At 62.1% G+C, this 18,079-nt stretch carries 18 protein-coding genes; 9 read left to right on the forward strand and 9 right to left on the reverse strand.

The window, feature by feature from the left end; genetic code table 11:
* Nucleotides 1–4: 4 nt before the first annotated feature.
* Nucleotides 5–949, reverse strand: a complete 945-nt coding sequence (locus DVS29_RS31425; protein WP_118184435.1) for a LysR family transcriptional regulator — start codon at nt 947–949, stop codon at nt 5–7.
* A gap of 212 nt (nt 950–1,161) precedes the next feature.
* The gene (locus DVS29_RS31430) at nt 1,162–1,908 is read right to left on the reverse strand and encodes a TetR/AcrR family transcriptional regulator (protein ID WP_240655894.1); all 747 of its coding nucleotides are present in this window, start codon (nt 1,906–1,908) and stop codon (nt 1,162–1,164) included.
* A 32-nt stretch (nt 1,909–1,940) separates the two neighbouring features.
* On the opposite strand from DVS29_RS31430, the gene DVS29_RS31435 reads away from it, so the two are divergent.
* Nucleotides 1,941–2,357, forward strand: a complete 417-nt coding sequence (locus tag DVS29_RS31435; RefSeq protein WP_118184437.1) for a 4-oxalocrotonate tautomerase — start codon at nt 1,941–1,943, stop codon at nt 2,355–2,357.
* Nucleotides 2,358–2,486: 129 nt separating this feature from the next.
* Here DVS29_RS31435 and DVS29_RS31440 read toward each other — a convergent pair whose 3' ends face one another.
* From DVS29_RS31440 to DVS29_RS31465, 6 genes are all read right to left on the reverse strand, one after another.
* Nucleotides 2,487–3,497: a glutamate cyclase domain-containing protein gene (locus DVS29_RS31440; protein WP_118184438.1), complete on the reverse strand. Its 1,011-nt coding sequence runs from the start codon at nt 3,495–3,497 to the stop codon at nt 2,487–2,489.
* A 2-nt stretch (nt 3,498–3,499) separates the two neighbouring features.
* Nucleotides 3,500–4,816: an aminotransferase class I/II-fold pyridoxal phosphate-dependent enzyme gene (locus DVS29_RS31445; protein WP_118184439.1), complete on the reverse strand. Its 1,317-nt coding sequence runs from the start codon at nt 4,814–4,816 to the stop codon at nt 3,500–3,502.
* Nucleotides 4,817–4,880: 64 nt separating this feature from the next.
* Nucleotides 4,881–5,906, reverse strand: a complete 1,026-nt coding sequence (locus tag DVS29_RS31450; RefSeq protein ID WP_124800739.1) for a glutamate cyclase domain-containing protein — start codon at nt 5,904–5,906, stop codon at nt 4,881–4,883.
* Nucleotides 5,887–7,203, reverse strand: coding sequence for an MFS transporter (locus DVS29_RS31455; RefSeq protein WP_118184441.1), 1,317 nt, complete (start codon nt 7,201–7,203; stop codon nt 5,887–5,889). The genes DVS29_RS31450 and DVS29_RS31455 overlap by 20 nt, the downstream gene beginning before the upstream one ends.
* A gap of 78 nt (nt 7,204–7,281) precedes the next feature.
* Nucleotides 7,282–8,781, reverse strand: coding sequence for an aldehyde dehydrogenase family protein (locus DVS29_RS31460; protein ID WP_205962552.1), 1,500 nt, complete (start codon nt 8,779–8,781; stop codon nt 7,282–7,284).
* A 26-nt stretch (nt 8,782–8,807) separates the two neighbouring features.
* Complete coding sequence (locus DVS29_RS31465; protein WP_118184442.1) at nt 8,808–9,695, reverse strand: NAD(P)-dependent oxidoreductase; 888 nt, start codon at nt 9,693–9,695, stop codon at nt 8,808–8,810.
* Nucleotides 9,696–9,905: 210 nt separating this feature from the next.
* On the opposite strand from DVS29_RS31465, the gene DVS29_RS31470 reads away from it, so the two are divergent.
* The 5 genes from DVS29_RS31470 to DVS29_RS37485 all read left to right on the forward strand — a co-directional run bounded on the left by DVS29_RS31470 (nt 9,906) and on the right by DVS29_RS37485 (nt 13,523).
* A complete protein-coding gene (locus DVS29_RS31470) occupies nt 9,906–10,811 on the forward strand; it encodes a LysR family transcriptional regulator (RefSeq protein WP_118184443.1) in 906 nt (301 codons plus the stop codon).
* 158 nt (nt 10,812–10,969) lie between these two features.
* Nucleotides 10,970–11,539, forward strand: coding sequence for a hypothetical protein (locus DVS29_RS37070; RefSeq protein WP_124800740.1), 570 nt, complete (start codon nt 10,970–10,972; stop codon nt 11,537–11,539).
* Between the two features lie 147 nt (nt 11,540–11,686).
* Complete coding sequence (locus DVS29_RS38015) at nt 11,687–12,073, forward strand: hypothetical protein (protein WP_240655897.1); 387 nt, start codon at nt 11,687–11,689, stop codon at nt 12,071–12,073.
* Nucleotides 12,074–12,214: 141 nt separating this feature from the next.
* The gene (locus DVS29_RS38020; protein WP_240655899.1) at nt 12,215–12,856 is read left to right on the forward strand and encodes an alpha/beta hydrolase family protein; all 642 of its coding nucleotides are present in this window, start codon (nt 12,215–12,217) and stop codon (nt 12,854–12,856) included.
* Nucleotides 12,857–13,370: 514 nt separating this feature from the next.
* A complete protein-coding gene (locus DVS29_RS37485) occupies nt 13,371–13,523 on the forward strand; it encodes a hypothetical protein (RefSeq protein ID WP_164708032.1) in 153 nt (50 codons plus the stop codon).
* 25 nt (nt 13,524–13,548) lie between these two features.
* Here DVS29_RS37485 and DVS29_RS31480 read toward each other — a convergent pair whose 3' ends face one another.
* Entirely contained in the window at nt 13,549–15,198 is a 1,650-nt protein-coding gene (locus DVS29_RS31480) for a thiamine pyrophosphate-binding protein (protein ID WP_118184444.1), read from the reverse strand.
* Between the two features lie 149 nt (nt 15,199–15,347).
* On the opposite strand from DVS29_RS31480, the gene DVS29_RS37075 reads away from it, so the two are divergent.
* From DVS29_RS37075 to DVS29_RS31490, 3 genes are read left to right on the forward strand one after another with little or no spacing between them, the layout of a single operon-like run.
* Complete coding sequence (locus DVS29_RS37075; protein ID WP_124800741.1) at nt 15,348–15,605, forward strand: hypothetical protein; 258 nt, start codon at nt 15,348–15,350, stop codon at nt 15,603–15,605.
* A gap of 44 nt (nt 15,606–15,649) precedes the next feature.
* The gene (locus DVS29_RS31485) at nt 15,650–16,075 is read left to right on the forward strand and encodes a tripartite tricarboxylate transporter TctB family protein (protein WP_118184458.1); all 426 of its coding nucleotides are present in this window, start codon (nt 15,650–15,652) and stop codon (nt 16,073–16,075) included.
* 8 nt (nt 16,076–16,083) lie between these two features.
* Nucleotides 16,084–17,643, forward strand: a complete 1,560-nt coding sequence (locus DVS29_RS31490; RefSeq protein ID WP_118184459.1) for a tripartite tricarboxylate transporter permease — start codon at nt 16,084–16,086, stop codon at nt 17,641–17,643.
* The last annotated feature ends 436 nt before the right edge of the window (nt 17,644–18,079 follow it).

An 18,079-nucleotide genomic window follows, 5' to 3' on the forward strand; every position in this document is an offset into this window, starting at 1 on the left:
CTTATCAAGCGTTCATCGATGCACGCGCAACCGCTTGAGATCGATCCAGGAACGTATCGAAACTCTCCTGCAAATCGAGGTGTTTCGCCACCTCCCACAGCGCGGAGACGAGTGGCGGCCGGGATGGAAGATCGCGGGTGATAAGGCCGATCTCCCGCGTCAGTTCCGGCTCGAGCGAAGTCACTGCGACCTGATCGGTATGGTCCATCACGCTCAGAACGCTATGTGGCAGCACGGTGTGGAGCTGGGCGTGCCGCACGTTCGAAATCAGCGTCAGCAGCGAGTCGGCCTCGAGAACGACTTTGGGCTGAACTCCTGCGCGCCTGAATGCGGCGTTGATGACCTGGCGGTTCTGCATGGAGGAATCGAGAAGGCCGAACTGCAATGCCCCAACCGCGTTCCAGCGACGAACACCCAGACACGCTCCTTCCCCCGAGCCTTTGGGGGACGTCAGGACGTAGCGCTCGCGGTACAGCGGAAGCACTTCGAACCCCGCCTGCGTGTCATCGTCCAGATAGGTGAAGCCAATGTCGAGTTCGTAGTCGTCGAGCTGCCGGAGGATGGCAGCTGAACTCAGCGAACGCACCGAATAGCGGATCATCGGGTGCTGTTCGCAACAGGGTGCAACCAGCGATCCGACAATGGGTATCGTGGTGGGAATGACACCGATCCTGATCGTGCCGGTCAGCACCCGGGCGGTCGAGGCATCCTGCCGCATATGGTCCAGCGCAGCGATGGTCTGGCGAGCCCACCCCAGAACCCGCTCGCCCTCCTCGGTGAACCCGAGAAAACGGCGATCGCGCCGGACGATCACTAGGCCGAGCTCCGTTTCGAGGTTGCGTATCGCCGACGATAGCGCCGGCTGCGTGACGTTGCAGCGCTCCGCGGCGCGCGCGAAATGCTGCTCTCTTGCCAGTGTGATCAGGTAGTTCAGTTGACGGATGAACATCGTGCAAACCTGCGGTTTGGAGCCGGCACCTGTCCCATGACAACAACTCATGAAACGGACGGCATCACGTATGAATCGGCGCCCTGCCGGGATGGGCGTTCACAGCTTTTGTGAACGAACGGCATCACCGGGAGGCATTCGCCCCGTTATATCTGAACGGATATTACGATAACTCGATGGACCGTTGGGTCCTTAGGCGGATATCGCCCCGACTACCGAGGCGCTCTAGCCGAGGCCGCCCGTCCCTTCCTCTTGCCCTCCGCCTCAGCGCACGATGGATTCAACTGGCGACGGGTCGCTGCCGCGATCTGGTCAGCAAGCGCTGAATCCGGAACGGCGCGAGCGAGCGTCACCGCGCCGATCAGGGCGGCCAAAGCCGCATACGCACCATCGATTGTCGTCGGAGCATCCACGCACGGCGGTCCGGACGCGATGGCGGACGCGACCTTGCGAAGCTCCGCCTCGAAGACGGACCTGGACTCCGCGTCGGCTCGGGCAACCTCGGGAGCGAGGCTCTGCAGTCCGCAGCTCTCAGCCAGATCGCACTTGCGCCGCTCCCCCACATAGAACGCGACAAAAGCCGGCCACCACTCATCCGGACGTTCCGTCTGCAGCGCATGAAGCGCGTCGACGACATCCGAGACACCTTCGACGACGGCCTGCCGAAACGCCGTCGCCTTGGAATCGAAGTGCACGTAAAAGGCGCCCGAAGTCACACCGGCCTCGCGTGCCAGGCCATCCACGCCCACGCCGCCGAAGCCGCCTTTACGGAAGCCGCGGCCGGCCGCCTCGAGAATGCGCCGCCGCGTGACCTCTTTCTGTTCCGTCCTGGACATGTGACGAATTCCCCAATCGATCTGCCAGTCGATATTGTACTTGACCGCATAACGATCGTTATGTAAATTGGGATAACGGTCGTTATGCGAATGGCCGTGCCGCTTCGTCCGATGCGGCTTCAACCCTTTTGCAGGATCTTGCAGGAGTCACCGCAATGCCTCTCACGCTCACTTTCACCGAAGGCGTTCTTCCCAAAGGCTCGGAGTCCCAGGCAGTCGCCCGCATTACGGAAGCCTTCCTCAGACACCACGGTCTGGCAGATAACAAGGCCATGGCGCCCAATGTGATCGCGCAGGTTCACGTCCTGCCGCGCTCGTCCACGTTCTCCGGAGGAAAGGAGTTCGCTGGAGCTTGGATCGAGTGGAAGGTGCCGTCCTTCGCGCTCGCGGACCGCAAGGTGCAGCAGGAATTCTTCGCCGAAGCCACCGAGATCGTCCACGAGCTTTCAGGCGGCCGCCAGCCGAAGAACCACATCTATTCGAATGCGGTGCACACCGTCGATGGTTCCTGGAACTGGGACGGCAAGGCGCTCACCAACGCGGAACTCAGTGAGGTCATCGGCTGGGGCTGACTGGACAGGTACCGCCGCGCAGGCGGATAGGCCGGATGCTCGACTGCCGGCGGGGGAACCCGCCGGCTGCTCATGCACGTTTGCCACGCACGTTTGCCACGCACGCGCGAACGTACTGCCATCGGAGCGCTACCTGAATGCAGGCTCGATGATCGTCGAGATCAGTTGCACGATTGCCAGATGAGTCGCCTCGGGTATGCCGTCGACGTTCCCGTCGATCACGTTCGCCACCGAATTGATGAGGCCAACATCGACGCCCCGCCTCAGCAGCGCGGCCTCGCGCGCCGGACTGTGCGCGAGCGCGGGCTTGCCCATCCTGACCGCGAATGCTCCGGCAATCGCATAGCAACCCCAGTTCGAGCAGGCCGCTGTCACCAGTACGTCGGTTTCCGTCACGGCGCCGATGCCGGCGCTGCCATCGGGACGCTGATCGCCGAACTTCACATGCTTGCGGACAGCTTCTGCTACGACGCCCATCCCGATCTCGTTGCCACCATCGCCGACCGCCACAGTGGGAATCTTCCGCGCGATCGCTTCGTCGAACAGAAAGTCGATCCGGGCCCGGCCCATTCCGTAGTCGATGCCGCGCATGCTGCAGTAGATGCCGTCCACGTTGCGCCCTACGCGTTCGGTCGAAAAGAACAGCGCTGGGCGGTAACGGTCGATGAGAACCTTCGACGTCTCTTTGGCGCTCGCCTCATCGAGTGGAAAAGGCTCGACGCACACCACCGCGAGACTTCCGTCATCGCGTGCGATCTTCGCCTGCTCGTAGGGCAGCACAGTGAGACCGGCGCTGGTCAGAATCGCGGAAGTGGTCTCGATCAGCGTCGCTTCGACGAACGCGATACAGAGCGCCTTCTTCGCGAGGGACAGCGCTCTGACGATAGCCGCAAGACCGGCCGGACCATCGTTCTCGCCAATCGTCGGCGAGACCCACGCGCGCGATACCGAGCCTGTCGTCACAAACACGTTCGCACGTTCAGGAATCGCGGCCAGTGCATCCGCAGCCGCGCCGACGAGCGACGAGCGCTGGCGTTCGCGTGCCGCGCGATGGAGATGTTCGACTCCGCGACCGCCAAGATCCAGCGACACCAGTGCATCGAGACGATCGTCGATTGCGCTGAAGGTGTGTTCAGCCATGATCAATCCCCCAGGACAAGTTGCCGGATCGCATCGCGGTCGCCAATCATCTTCGCTACCTTGTCGAGCGACAGCAAAACCGCTGCAACCACCGCGTCGAATCCACCGACGCGGTCCAATGCGTCGAGCGTTGGCTTCAGGCGCAACGACACCCGTGCACCGGGCTGCCCATGCGTGTTGACGGTCAGGATGCCGTAGTCGTTCAGCAGCACCATGCCAAGCGCCGACGTCGCTTCACATGGCACGACGACAGGCTGCGCGTGCTCGTCTCCGGCCAGCTTCAGCAGCACGCACAGCACCGCGTCCTCATCGATCATCGGGCCGAGATCGCTGCGCTGCACGAGTTGCCTGCCGAGTTTCGCCTCGAGAATCGCAGCGAGCTGCTGCCCCGCCGCCGACTCCTTGCGCAGGTCGTCCGGCTGATACTTCTGGAGCGAGCGCAGCACGGCGGCCGCGATCGGCGCGCGGGCTTCCATGCCGAACTCCGCTCCCTTCGCGGCGGCTGCCGTCACCAGTTCCGCACGCCCGACGAGCACGCCCGCTCGCGGTCCGGAGAGGCCCGCCTTGTCACAGTTCGTGATCGACAGATCGGCGCCGAGCTGAAGGCTCAACTGTCCACCGTGCAGTACGGTGCGCAGACGCGCGCCGTACGCTTCGTCCAGCAACACTTTCGCGCCCAGCGCGTGCGCGTGCTGAACGACTTCCTGTGTGACGTGATCATCGAGCCGCTCGAGACTGCTGGTCACCGTCGTGACGACCACCAGTGCGGGTCGATGCGTCTCGATGACCTTGAGCCATTCCTTGTCGCCCTGAATCTCGTGAACGCTCACGCCCGCGATCTTCGCGCCGCGTATAACCGACGCATGCGAGCGTCCGCCGGGCGGCACCACGGAGACAATGGATCGCCCACCTGCCAGCGCGCCAATCGTCGCGATGATGCCGGCGCTCGTCCGGTTGAACGTCGCCACTGCGTCGGTACCGCGTCCGCCCATATGGCCGATCGCGACCTCGCGCAATTCCTCCGCGGCGAGGCCGGGACCAACCCACTCTTCGCAGAGTGTTCCAATGTCGTCCGCACTCACCGGAAAGTCGCGCTGGTTGCCGGTGAACACGCCGATCGATTGCGCGCCAAACAGCTTGACGCGCTGCGCTGCGATGGCTTGACCTTGTCGCAAGCGCAGCGCTTCGTCGACGCTCGAGCGGATGATGGTGCCGCGTGCGAAGCCCACCGTCGGGTCGATCGGATTGCCGAAGCTGTCGGTCCTGACTACGTGCTGAGCGGGCGCGTCCGAGTTGCCCGCCTGCCTGACTTCGCTCATAAGAAATTCCTCTGCATTGAATGAGGTGCTGCTGCGAGAGTTCAATGGGGTTATCGCGCGCCATTCATAGCGATACGTTGACGACGCTGCGAAGCAGTTCCACAAACGCGGCATGACCTTGCCAGCCGATGCCGTCTACGGCCACGTCGGCTCTTGAGGTGGCGCCGTCTCGCGCGCCCGCGCGTACCGTCGCCGCAATGAGCTCATGGTCGAGCTTCGAGCTGTGCAGCAGATCGGCATTGCGAAGGCGCGCGGCCAGTGCAGCCGCTACCGCGTAAGCGCCCCAGTTCGACACGGACGCGCTGACCACCACGTCCGTCGCCGTGACCGTCACCACGCCTGACGCATGGCCGGCAAGCGATCTGCCTCCGTACGGATGCACCGCCGTGATCGAGTCGCGCACTGCGCCGAAGCCCACTTCATTGCCACCGTCACCAATCCCGATGGTCAGCACGCCACGTTTGCGCGCGCATTCGGCAAGCTGATAGACATGCCCGACGTCGTCGGGATTGCGGCAGTCGCCGCGCACGCCGTGAAAAAAGCCTTCGCGATTCGGGCCGTCACGCTCGACGAACACAACGGCGGCCGGCCGGTATTCGTCCATCAACGACTGCGCCACCTGTTTGCCCGATTCGAGCCCGAGCGGAAAGCAGACGGTCGAAACCGCGCTCGTATCGAGCTCCGCATTGATCGTCGCGGCAACCGCCATAACCGGCGCCACGTGCGCGTCTTCGGTCACGAGCACCACACGCACGCCGAACGCCAGCACGAGCGCCCGCGCCAGCACAGCGGCGCCGACCGGCCCGTCGGTTTCGCCGTGCGGCAGCTTCGGCGGCGTACCCGCGCCGGTCCCGATGAGGACGACGTCGCCGCGGGACAGCGTATCGGCCAGCCTGCGAGCCGCCAGCGAACTCAGCGGCTCGCCGTGCCAGGCGCGACAGACCTCGTACATCGGCACGACATAGCCGGCCGGCAGGCCGCCGTCGAGCGGACGGATCTCGACGGTCATCAACCGGTCGATGCGCTCGCCGGTGATCTGGTCGTTCGTGGGCGTCATCGCGAGACCACGCTCAACGGTCGATCGGCTCACGGAAGGTCTCCTTCACCAGCAGCACGCAGATCAGCGAAATCACGGCCGCGGCCACCACGTACCAGGACACCGCCATCGAATTGCCGCTGCGCGCGACAAGCCACGCAGCGATGAGCGGCGTCGGCGCGCTTGAGACGATCCCTGACAACTGATAGGCCGTCGACGATCCGCTGAAGCGGTAGCGGGTTGGATATTGCTCGGCGTAAATCACGCCATGCAACGATCCGGTCGATGCATGCCCGATGCCAAGACCGAGCGACAGCGCGATCGTGATCAGCACAGGGTTGCCCGTATCGAGCAGCGCGAACATCGGAAACGCGTAGACCGCGAAGAAGATCGCGCCAAAACCGTAGACCACCTTGCGGCCAAGCTTGTCGGAGAGCCAGCCGAACACCGGTTGCATGACGAGATCGACGGCCGCGGCGATCAGCAATCCGGTCGACGCTACGCTGCGTGGCAGGTGCAACGTGGTGGTGATGTAGGTCAGCGCGTAGACGGTGATCAGAAAGTAGCCGACGTTTGCCGCGGTCTGGAAGAACACCATGATGAGGGTCTTCATCTTCTCGTTCTGCCAGACTTCGAGCAACGGCACGCGCGCAACGTTGCCGGACGCTTTCACCTTTTCGAAGTTCGGCGGCTCGCTGACCTGCAGCCGGATATACATGCCGACCGCGAGCAACGCGAGGCTGAAGATGAACGGCAGCCGCCATCCCCACGCGAAGAACTGCGTGTCGGGCAGACTCGAGACGACCGCGAACGCACCGGTGGAGACGAGCAGACCCGCGGGAACACCCATCTGCATGGTTGCGCCGAAGAGCCCGCGCCGTCCTTCAGGAGCATGTTCGACCGACATCAGCGCGGCACCGCCCCACTCGCCGCCCAGCGCGAAACCCTGCACGATGCGCAGCAGAATCAACAGCGCCGGACTCCAGTAGCCGACCGCGTTGTACGACGGAAGAAACCCGATCCCCGCCGTACAAAGCCCCATCACGAGCAACGTGAAGATCAGCATTTTCTTGCGGCCGATGCGGTCGCCGAAATGGCCGATCACCATGCCGCCAAGCGGACGCAGAATAAACGCGACGGCAAACGACGCCATCGATGCGAGCGTGGCGAGTTCCGGCGTCAGCTCGTTGAAAAACACCTTCGGAAAAACCAGTGCGGCGGCGGTGCCGTACAGAAAGTAGTCGTACCACTCCACCGTCGTGCCGATGAACGAGCTGAACGCCGCTCGTGTCGACGCGGAGCGCGATTCGCGCTCGACCTCGTTGGTGGTTGCTTCCAGATGTGCACTCATGTCTCACTCCAAACCGTTGCTTCGTGTGGTTGGCGGCAGCCCGGTCCACTCGCCGGGCTGTCTCGTGTGTGACGACCGTCAGACGTTGATCGTCACGCTTTTGCGTGCGGTGTAGGCCTCGAGCGCGCCTTCGATCGAGTACTCGGCCCCGATGCCGCTCTGCTTCGCACCTCCGTACGACATGCCGGGAATCTGGCCGCCGGCGCGGTTGACCTGCAGCCAGCCCGCGTCGATCTGCGTGGTGACCTTTAGTGCCGTTGTGATGTCGTTCGTGAAGACGTAGGCGGCGAGACCATAGACGGTGTCGTTCGCCCACTGGATCACTTCATCTTCGTCGGTCCAGGGAATCGCGACCAGCACCGGACCGAACACCTCTTCGCGCGCCACGCGCCAGCCGTTGTCCACGCCCGCGAAAATCACCGGCTCGGGGAAGAAGCCCTTCGCATCTTCGACGGCGGGAGGCAGCGAACCGGTCAGCACCGTCGCGCCCGCGTCGATCGCTTCCTTGATGAACGCGCGCACTTCCGAGTAGCGCTCCGCGTTGATGATCGCGCCGATGTCGTTCGATTCGTCGAGCGAATCGCCGATCTTCAGTTCCTTGACCTTCGCGACGAGCTTCGTCATCACGATGTCCCACACGTCCTTGTGAACGTACAGGCGCGATCCCGCCGTGCACGACTGTCCCTGACGCGCAAAGCGCATTGCGTTGATGATGCCGGTCACCGTCGCATCGACATAGTCGGGCGTCGCGGCATCCGGATACACGATGCATGGGCTCTTGCCGCCGAGTTCCAGGGTGGCGTGGCCGATGCGGTCGGCAACCGCATGACCGACCAGCTTGCCCACTTCGAGCGAGCCGGTGAACGATACTTTCGCGACATCGGGATGCGCGGCAAGCGGCGCACCCGCGTCGATGCCGGTGCCCGTCACCACGTTGAACACGCCTGCGGGGAAGAGACCGGTTGCCAGTTCGGCGATCTTGATCACGGCGAGCGGCGCATCTTCGGCAGGCTTCAGCACCAGCGTATTGCCGGTGCCGAGCGCCATACCAATCTTCACGGCGGCCAGCACCACCGGCGAATTCCATGGAATGATCGCGCCGACCACGCCGAGCGGCTCACGCGTCGAATAGCTGAAGAGGCCTGGGCCGAGCGGCAGTGTTTCGCCCTTCTGCTCTGCGACGACGCCGCCGTAGTAGCGCAGCACTTCGGCCGCGCCCAGCACTTCGGGGCGGCTTTGCGTGCGCAGCGCGTTGCCGCTTTCCGCAGCCAGCACGCGGGCAATTTCCTCCGCGTGAGCGGTGACGCGATTGCCCAGCTCCGTCAGCAATGCGCCACGAGCACGCGACGCGAGGCGGCGCCATGCCGGAAACGCGTTGCGTGCCGCGGCGACGGCCGCCTTCACGTCTTCGGCATCGCTTGCGCCGATGGTGGCGAGCTTGTCGCGGCGCGATGGATTTTCGATGTCGAGCGTGTTGCCATTGGCAGGAACGCGCCATTCGTTGTCGATCAGCAGGCCGGTGATGCCCGCTTTCGGCAGTACGATTTCAGGAGCGACATGATCGGTGCGAGAGTTCACTGTGATTCCTCGTATTGAATGCGTTATCACGCTGCGGGCAGGCTCAGACGGATGCCAAGCAGTTCTTCGTAGAGCTCGTTGACGCTGGTCGAATCTTTGCCGCCAAGGCCCTTCGCGCGTGCGGCGTTATAGGTCTGGAGGACTAACTGACCGAGCGGCATCGGCAGGTTCGAGAATTCGTCGAGGCAGAGCTTGATGTCCTTGTGCATCAGGTCGATCGCGAAGTTCGCGGGACGCTCGGCCGTGAACAGCGTCTTCGGCAGGTAGTCGAGCATCTTGCTTCCGGCGAGCCCTGCGCTCAGCACATCGCACAGCACGTCGAGCTTCGCGCCGGCCTTTACGCTCGCGGTGAGCACTTCGCCGAGCGCCACCGTGTTGATCGCGGTGAGCAGGTTGTGCGAGAGCTTGGTCAACTGGCCCGCGCCCGTGTCGCCGCAATGCACGACACGGCCTGCGAGCACGTCGAAAATGGGCTTGAGCTGTTCGATCACCTGCGCCGGGCCGCCAACCATCAACACGAGCTTGCCGTTTTCAGCGCCGGCGACGCCGCCGCTGACCGGCGAGTCCAGAAAGGCGACATGCTTCTGCGCGGCAGCCGCGGCGATTTCCTTCGTCGTCGCCGGATCGACCGTGCTGAAGTCCACGATGACCGCGCCTTCCGCGGCGGTCTTCAGCACCCCGTCCGCGCCGGTCACCGCATCGCGCAGCGTCTTTGGGCTCGGCAGGCTGAGCAGGATGCGTTCGGCGTCCACCGCAGCGTCGGCAGGGCTTTTCGTTGCCACGGCGCCTTTCGATGCGAGTTCGTCCATCGCAGCACGGCTCGGATCGAACACGCGGACCTGATGGCCCGCTTCGACCAGGCGAGCGGCCATCCGGCTACCCATGCGACCCACACCGATAAATGCAACCTTCATTGATGTCTCCTCCAACGGATCCAGTTAGTTCACCCGGACGACGCAGGCGTCGCTAACCCTCTGGCGACAAAGCGGAATTCCTCGAAATCCACGCGCTTCCACGTCTCGGTGAAATGACTATAGGAAGACAAAAACAGAAAAAAAAGACGACACTTTTTGACGGTATGCGTAACTATTGGTTACCATTCGTCGCGACGTTATGGAGTCGCCATGCTCAATCTCAGCCGCCTGCATCTGCTGCATGAACTGTCCGTCCTCGGAACCATCTCCGCGGTCGCCGATGCGGTCCATCTCACGCGGCCTGCCGTGTCGAAACAGCTGGCGCTGCTCGAGGAGGAACTGCAGACGGTCCTGATCGAACGCTCGGGCAGAGGCGTGCAGCTGACGCCGGCCGGGCGGCGCCTGGTCGCACGGGCAACCGACCTGTTTGGAATGGTGGAAGAGATCGAGGCCGAGGTTGCCGCGGCTAACGTCGAGGTCAGCGGTGAAGTGCGGATGTCCGCCTTTGGCTCGCTGGCAAGCAGCATCGTGCCGCTCGCCGTCAAGATGTTGCTCGACGAGCATCCTCAATTGAGCCTCGTCTTTACGGAACTCGAGCCATCGGAAGGGTTACGCGCAGCGGCAGCTAAACAGACGGATCTTGCGATCGTGGACGATCTGGTCAGCGCGGAAGCGCTCGCCAATGTGCTGGAATTCCGGCCGCTTTGCGTCGATCACTTCGACGTCGTGGTCGCCGCCGGCCACAAGCTCGCAGGCAGACGGTCCGTGCAGTTATCGGATCTGGCGCACGAGCGATGGGCGTTGAACCAGTCCGCGGCCGCTTACCACACCTTCATTCTGAACGCCTGTTATGCGGGGGGCTTTACGCCGAAGGTCACCACCAGCAGCCGCAACATGGCCGTGACCCTCGAGATGGTCAGAACAGGTGGCGCAGTCGCGTTGCTGCCACGCCTTGGGTTAAGGCACGTGGAGAACGATCCAGGCTTCGCGGTCATTCCAGTCGATCCGGTTCTGAACCGGCGCGTGTTCGTGGCGTTGCCGAAGGGCACTGCTAAACGGCCTGCGGTAGCGGCCGTCCTGGATGCACTGACGTTAGCAGTCGGCGAATCAAGCTAGCAACGGCAAAAGACTCCATACGGTCTACGAAACACGCTCTGTCCGGTTTCGCACACAGACCAGCGCGACGCCGTGACCACTGCGCTCATGTGACAAATTCACGAACTACGGCGGGTTGCGCGAGTCGAAAAACTATCGTTCCTTTGCAGGGCAGATGGATGCTCGATACTGTAAGGAAAATTAAAGTTACTGCCACGTTAGCGTGCGTCGCTATCGCGATAACGTTCGGCTTCGTCGGGTCATGTCCGGGGCAGACTAACGACGACAGTTCCGGTCAGACTGACGCCGCTTCAAACGCCGTCGCGGACGCTCCGTCGCTAAGCATCGCTCCCGTTGATTCCACGAAACAGGGATGCGGTTCGGTCATACTCAACTGCGATACATCGACGCAATTCGCCACGCCCAACCACCAGCTGGTCGACTCCGCAACGGCGCGCGATCAGGCACGACGCAAACAGGCTCAGGCAGATCGCGAAGCCGCCGACAAGGCCTTGCAACGTCGCATCGAGTTCGCCCGGACGCATCCGAATGCCATCTTCGTGTACGGCCAAAAAACAGCTCCCGCGGAAAGCGTCACCGATATCTTCAATCGAACGCTTGGCGTGAGCTATACATCAATGACGACGACGAGCTTCAATTCATCGGGTGATCGCACCGAATGCGTCAACGCCTGCCGTGGCCCGGCTTGCTGTGTGACGACGCCATCGGCGGCAAACAGCAGTCAGTGAATGCCGGGAGCAATTCTTGCTCAGTCTGCGAATGTCCGCGCGCAGCGCTCCGCATCATCTATTCGCGTTTTGTTATGCCCTGTGTCCAGGTAGAACCGGAGACCGCCTCAGTCAGACGGGCGCTCTGACGTGGACGTGGAGACGACCATGATGACGACAACGTTGGGCTTACGGTTAGCGTCGGCCGCTGTGCTCACGATCAGCCTCGCCGCGTGCGGTGGTGGCGATTCGACCAGTACGGATGCCGTTGCAATGAAAGCATCCGCTGAGGCGAAGTCGTTAGCCGCAACAGGAAGCGCCACCGCAGACAGTAGTTCGAATGCGTCCAGGGTCAGCCGACTTCAGCGCTATCAGATCGACCCCGCGAAGGTCTTCGTCGCCGGCATTTCTTCTGGCGGCTTCGCAGCGGTGCAGATGCACGTTGCTCACTCGTCCACCTTCAAAGGGGCCGCTGTTTATGCTGGCGGCGTGTACTGGTGCGCGGGCGCCGGCGGGGCAGCGACAGCCTTGACGAACTGCGGCGGCTTGACGTGACCGACGAATCAGGCGTCGTACAACAGCACGCTGACCGCATCCGAGGCGTATCTCGACACGCAATCGGCCCTCGGCACCATCGACCCGGCGACGAACCTGCGTCGGCAGCCCGTTTACCTCTGGTCCGGCACGCAGGACGAAGTGGTCAATCCGCTCGAAATGGCCGACCTGAACTCGGAGTACCAGCACTATGGGGCCCGCGTTCGTTTCGACCATACCTTTCCAGCCGAGCACGGGTGGGAATCGCCTGACGGCGAACTTGCCTGCGGCACGCTCGGGAGTCCCTACATGGTGCGTTGCTCGGAAAATGGCGCAGTCTACGACTCCGTAAAAACGTGGCTGACGATGTTCCTTGGCTCATTGAAACCGCGCAACAACGGAAAGCTGTCGGGTACGCTTTCTTCATTCGATCAAACCGAATTCGGCGCGTCCCCCAACCTTTCGATGAGCTCGACGGGGAGCGTTTTTGTTCCCAAAGCATGTGCGCAAGGGCAAAGGTGCGGACTCGTGCTCGCCCTTCATGGCTGCCTGCAGGAGGCTTCGCTGATCGGAAACCGCTGGGTCACCGAGGCGGGTATCAATGAATGGGCCGATACGAACGATCTGGTGGTCGTGTATCCCGACACGATTGCGTCATCTGCGCCAGAACCCACGAACCCGAACGCATGCTTCGACTGGTGGGGTTATTCCAATCAATACGACCCGAACTACGCACTCAAAAGCGGCTTGCAGATGTCGGTGCTCTTTGCGATGGTGCAGCGCGTGACGGGTCGACCGAATTGAAGCGTTGCCCGCGATGGGCAGCGTGTGTCTCACGGATGGTCCGCAGGAGCACAGACGGTCTTGAGGCGCGGCTCCGGACCAGAAGCGACTGCAAAGATCCGCTTGCAGTTGCGCGCCCCTCGTTACGCGCATTTTGATTGGTTCGCTATTCTAACGATATCTCCCGAGACGGGCGCAGCGCGATCCTGAATTTCGGAGGAGTCGTTCCAACGGGGCCGGTTGGATCGCCGCGAATTGACCCGATCCAGCCCCTGGATCCCGCACGATCTCAGCGGCAGCGTCCAGAAGTCGACTCGTCGTTGAAACGCCCACGGCAACACCGTCTCGAACAATTAAGCGTTCACTGGCGACCGCATGTCGCGTCCGGCCTGCTGACAAACAATTTATGATTGAGGTCATCAAATTGTGGGGCGCCCCTGTTCTCGCAGTCCAATCCCGATCGGCAAACGCATCGCTTGCCGCTGAAGGTGATTGGCGCCCCTGCCAGCTTCGTCATCATTAAATAGAGGTCACCATGAAATACATCAACCGCATCGCGGCGTCTGCAACGCTCGCGGTAGTCGCCTTCGGTCTCGCAACGTTCGTCCAGATCAAGTTCTTTCCGAAGACCGCCGACAACAACCCGGTCGCGCGCATCGTCCTCAACGTTGAGTCCTGGAACAGCTGATTCGTATAACTACAGAATCAAAGGCTCACGCCACCCGGGCCCTGATGGACGGCACCGCAACACCTTCGATCATGATGTTCACGCATGCCGGCAGCTTCGATCGCTGCGCGGCGTGTGCCTGGTCCACCGCATCTCTCACGTCGTCCGCCTGCTCGACGAACACGCCTGATCCACCGAAAGCCTCGGTCACACGATCGTAACGTGTGGGCAGCAACTCGCAACCGATCAACCGTTCGGCGCCGTAGCTTCGCAGCTGGATCTGGTACTCGGCGTTCCAGCGCGCATCGTTGCCCACGACGGCGATAAAGGGCAATCCATAGCGCACGGCGGTATCCATTTCGGCTGCATGAAATCCGAACGTGCCATCGCCCATCACGGCAACGACGGGCGCGTCTGGGTGCGCAACGCGTGCCGCCAGCGCGAACGGAAGTGCGGCGCCAATTGCCCCGGCAACGCCGTTGACGATGCGATTGGGCGCTCGCAGGCAAGCTTGCGCCCATTGCCCGAATTCGCCGCCATCGGAAACGAAAATGGCATCGGGATGGCTGTCCAGCAGCGTCTGGAACGGCGCGAGCGCCTGAACCGGATGGACACGCTTTTCAAGCGACGAAGACGCCGTGCGCCATTCATCGGGCCGCCACGCGATCGCGTCTTGCACATCGCGCGCCCATCGTTCATCGCACGTGTCAACGTCGCCACGCACCGCGGCCAGCATGTCGAGCGCCGGGAACGTATCCGCCACAGCCGTCCCTTTCAACCGTTCACCCACCGCGCGACGGGTACGTGCAATCTCGTGCGGCTCCGGGTCGATCTGCAGGAAAGTACAGTCCCGCGCAAATGCAGGCGATTTGCCGAACGCCAATGTGAAATCCAGCCGCTTGCCCAGCAACATCACGCAGTCGGCCTGCGCGAGGACTTCGGCGAAGGCACCCAGGCTCGGATCGTTGACTCCCCGGGGACTCTCCATGCCGACTACCGGAATACCGAGCGCCCCCGCCAGCGCTTCGCTCCGCTTGCGGCCCGCGCGGCCCATGCACGCGGGTCCAACCAGGATCAACGGGCGCGACGCGTTGGTCAGGCTCGCGGCGAGGCGCGTCGCTGTTGCGGCATCGAGCAGTTGCGCAGGTGGCAGGAAGTGCCCGGCTTCGACTTCTTCGGGCAGGTGAGAAGCGCCCTCCAGCACGTCGGTCGGAAGGCTCAGATGAACGGGCCCTGGTCGTCCGGACTGCGCGACGCGTATCGCCTGAATAACTTCATCGACGAGGGTATGTGGATGTTGTGCGGTGGCGGCCATCTTGACCAGAGGCGCTGCGAGATCCGCCTGCCGCATTTCCTGGAACGCGCCCATGCCCAACTGATCGTGCGGAGCATGCCCCGAGAGAAGCAGAACCGGCGATTCCGCCATCTGAGCCGTATAGAGCGCCGACACCGCGTTCGCGTGACCTGGACCGCCGGTCACCAACGCTACGCCGACCTTGCCGGTCAACCGTGCATAGGCGTCCGCCATGTGCACGGCCGCAGCTTCATGGCGCGTGTGGAACAGCTCGATTCCCGCGCCAATGCATGCGTCGAATACCGGCATGATGTGGTTGCCCGACAGCGTGAAGATGTGCTTCACACCTGCTTTCGACAACGCCCCTACCAACGCGTCAGCGCCGCGGCATGCGATCGACATTGCGATATCTCCTGTTCAAGACGTTTTGATTCCCGCGTTTCATGGGTGCCGGGTGGATTATTCGCGTCATCTTTCATGGCGAACAGTGAGTAATTCTTGGCGTGAACGAAAGATTCTCTTCTTCTCGCGCTCAACGATGGGAGACACCCATGTTTTCCCTGATGGCAAACCCGAGGCTAACACATTACATTGCAGCTCATACATATGAGTTGTATGACTGTGCCGGATCGGCAACGCTATCAGCGGGCGATATGCGCGCGCCGGTGACACAGCAAAATCCGATTCGTAGTGCTATCTTTTCCCGACTATTCAGGGTCCGGGCAAAGTTGCCGGAACTGGCCCGCCACACGTCTTTGCCGGGCTTCGATGCGGATATCGATCGCTCAGGCGGCGGAGGTGTGCATTGAACCGCAGACTTTCTTTCAGCAAGGATTACTACGCCGGCGCACTGATGGTCGTGATCGGCCTGAGCGCCGCGTACGCCGGTGTGTCCTATGACGTTGGATCGCTGACGAGCATGGGCGCTGGATTTTTTCCGCTAGCGGTGGGCTCGCTTCTGGCGTTTGTCGGCGTTCTGATCGCCACGATGGCCAAGGATCTGCCCAAGCCCGCGCAAGATACCGCGGATGCGCATTCCCGACTGCCCGACCTGCGTGGCGCCGTCTGCATTATCGCGGGCACGCTGGCCTTCATCCTGATCGGCAAATACGGCGGCCTGCTTCCCGCCACCTTCGCGATCGTCTTCATTTCCGCGCTCGGAGACCGGACCAATACCCTGTTTCGCGCAGCCGCGTTGTCGATCGTCATGTGCGCGATCGCCCTCGTTGTCTTCTCATGGGCGCTAAAGCTTCAGCTGGCGCCGTTTGCCTGGGGATAGTGAGCAACATGATCGACCAATCCTTGCACGACCTCTTTTACGGCTTCTCGGTTGCACTTCAGGGCTCCAACCTGATGTGGTCGTTCTTCGGCGTCCTCGTGGGCAACATGGTGGGCGTGCTGCCGGGCATGGGCGCACTTTCGGCGATTTCCATCCTGCTGCCGCTGACCTATGTCATGCATCCTGTGCCGGCCATCCTGATGCTCGCCGGTATTTTCTACGGATCGCAATACGGCGGCGCGATCGGCGCCATTCTGCTCAACCTTCCTTCTCATCCTCCCCATGCGATTACCTGCCTCGACGGGTATCCCATGGCGAAGGCCGGCCGGGGCGGCGCGGCGCTTGGCATCACGATGCTGAGTTCATTCTTTGCAGCGTCGACCGGCATCATCCTGATGATCTTTGCTTCGCCATTGCTGACGGCAATGGCATTCAAGTTCGGCCCCTCGGAAATATTTTCGGTCATGTTGCTGGGTCTTCTCGCGGGTTCGACGATGTCGAGAGGTTCGGCGCTAAAAGGCGTTGCGATGACGCTTTTCGGCCTGCTGTGCGGCATGGTCGGCACCGACGTGAATACGGGCACGTTCCGCTTCACCTTTGGCCTGACCGACATGAACGATGGGCTCGAACTGGTTGCCATCGCAATGGGCCTGTTCGGCGTGGCGGATTTCCTCTGCAACGTCAACAGAATGCAGATATCGAACAAGTCGCTCGACGTGCGCTTCAAGGACATGCGCCCGACCCGCGACGAGCTCAAAGCCAGCTTCTGGCCAATGGCCCGAGGGACGGCCGTGGGTGCTCTTTTCGGCGCCATGCCGGGTACCGGCCCGACGATCACGACGTTCGTCGCCTACGCGCTCGAGCGCAAGCTCTCCAGGCACCCACAGAAGTTCGGAACCGGCGTGATTGCCGGCGTCGCGGCGCCCGAAGCATCATCGCACTCGAAAACACAGGTTGATTTCATACCGACGATGAGCCTCGGCATACCGGGCGATCCAGTCATGGCGCTGATTCTCGGCGCGCTCATCATTCAGGGCATTACGCCTGGCCCCCAGCTCATTTCGGACCATCCGGATATTTTCTGGGGACTCATTGCAAGCTTCTGGATCGGGAACATTCTTCTCGTTTTGCTAAACGTGCCGATGATCGGCATATGGGTCAAACTGCTAAGGCTGCCGTACCGCTATCTCTTTCCTTCCGCGATGTTCTTCATTGCCGTCGGTGTGTTCAGCACGCAGAACAGCCTTTTCGAGGTGTGGCAAGTGCTGGCGTTCGGCGTTATCGGCACTGTCTTCAACTACCTTGGATTTTCGGTTGCGCCCATCCTGCTCGGCTTCGTTCTGGGACCGATGATCGAAGAGAACTTTCGCCGCGCGCTGCTCATTTCGCACGGAAATATGTTCATTTTTGTCGATCGGCCGATCAGTTGCGGGTTCCTCATCGCATCGCTGCTGCTTGTCGTGATGGTCACGCTGTCGGCACACCGGAACCGCCGGCGCGCGAACAGGACGGATCGCGTGCGTCCGGCCGGGACGCGAGCCGAAATGCCCCGGACGAGTGGCGATTAAAAGGGGCGACAGCAAGAACGGCAGCCCGCGATCTGCCTAAGCGCGCCTAAGCTTGCCTAAGCGGCGCCGTCGGTCCAGCTAGCGTAAAACCGCTTCAAAACTGTTGTAAGCAGGCCATTGTGTCGCTAGCGCACGATCGCCTGTTCGGCGCAATGCCAGTACAATACGGGTTGCTACTTAACTGAAAACCCGAACGCACGTGAATACCCCCTCCTCGCCCGTCCACACGCCCTTCGATACATTCCAGCGAATTCAACGCCAGCTCGCCGCCGCAGCACGGTGGATGCTCGAGTTGCACGACGACATCCACGATCTTAAGGCGGATGTCGAACGTCGTTCAGTCTTGCGCTAACGCAGGCAGGCAGCGCCGCCGCGTTCGCAACGCGGCATCAAAGATCGGTCGATGAAATAAAAAACCCGCCAGGACATTGCATCC

It is taken from the genome of Paraburkholderia phosphatilytica (assembly GCF_003443895.1).
In the GTDB taxonomy this organism is placed as follows: Bacteria; Pseudomonadota; Gammaproteobacteria; order Burkholderiales; family Burkholderiaceae; genus Paraburkholderia; species Paraburkholderia phosphatilytica.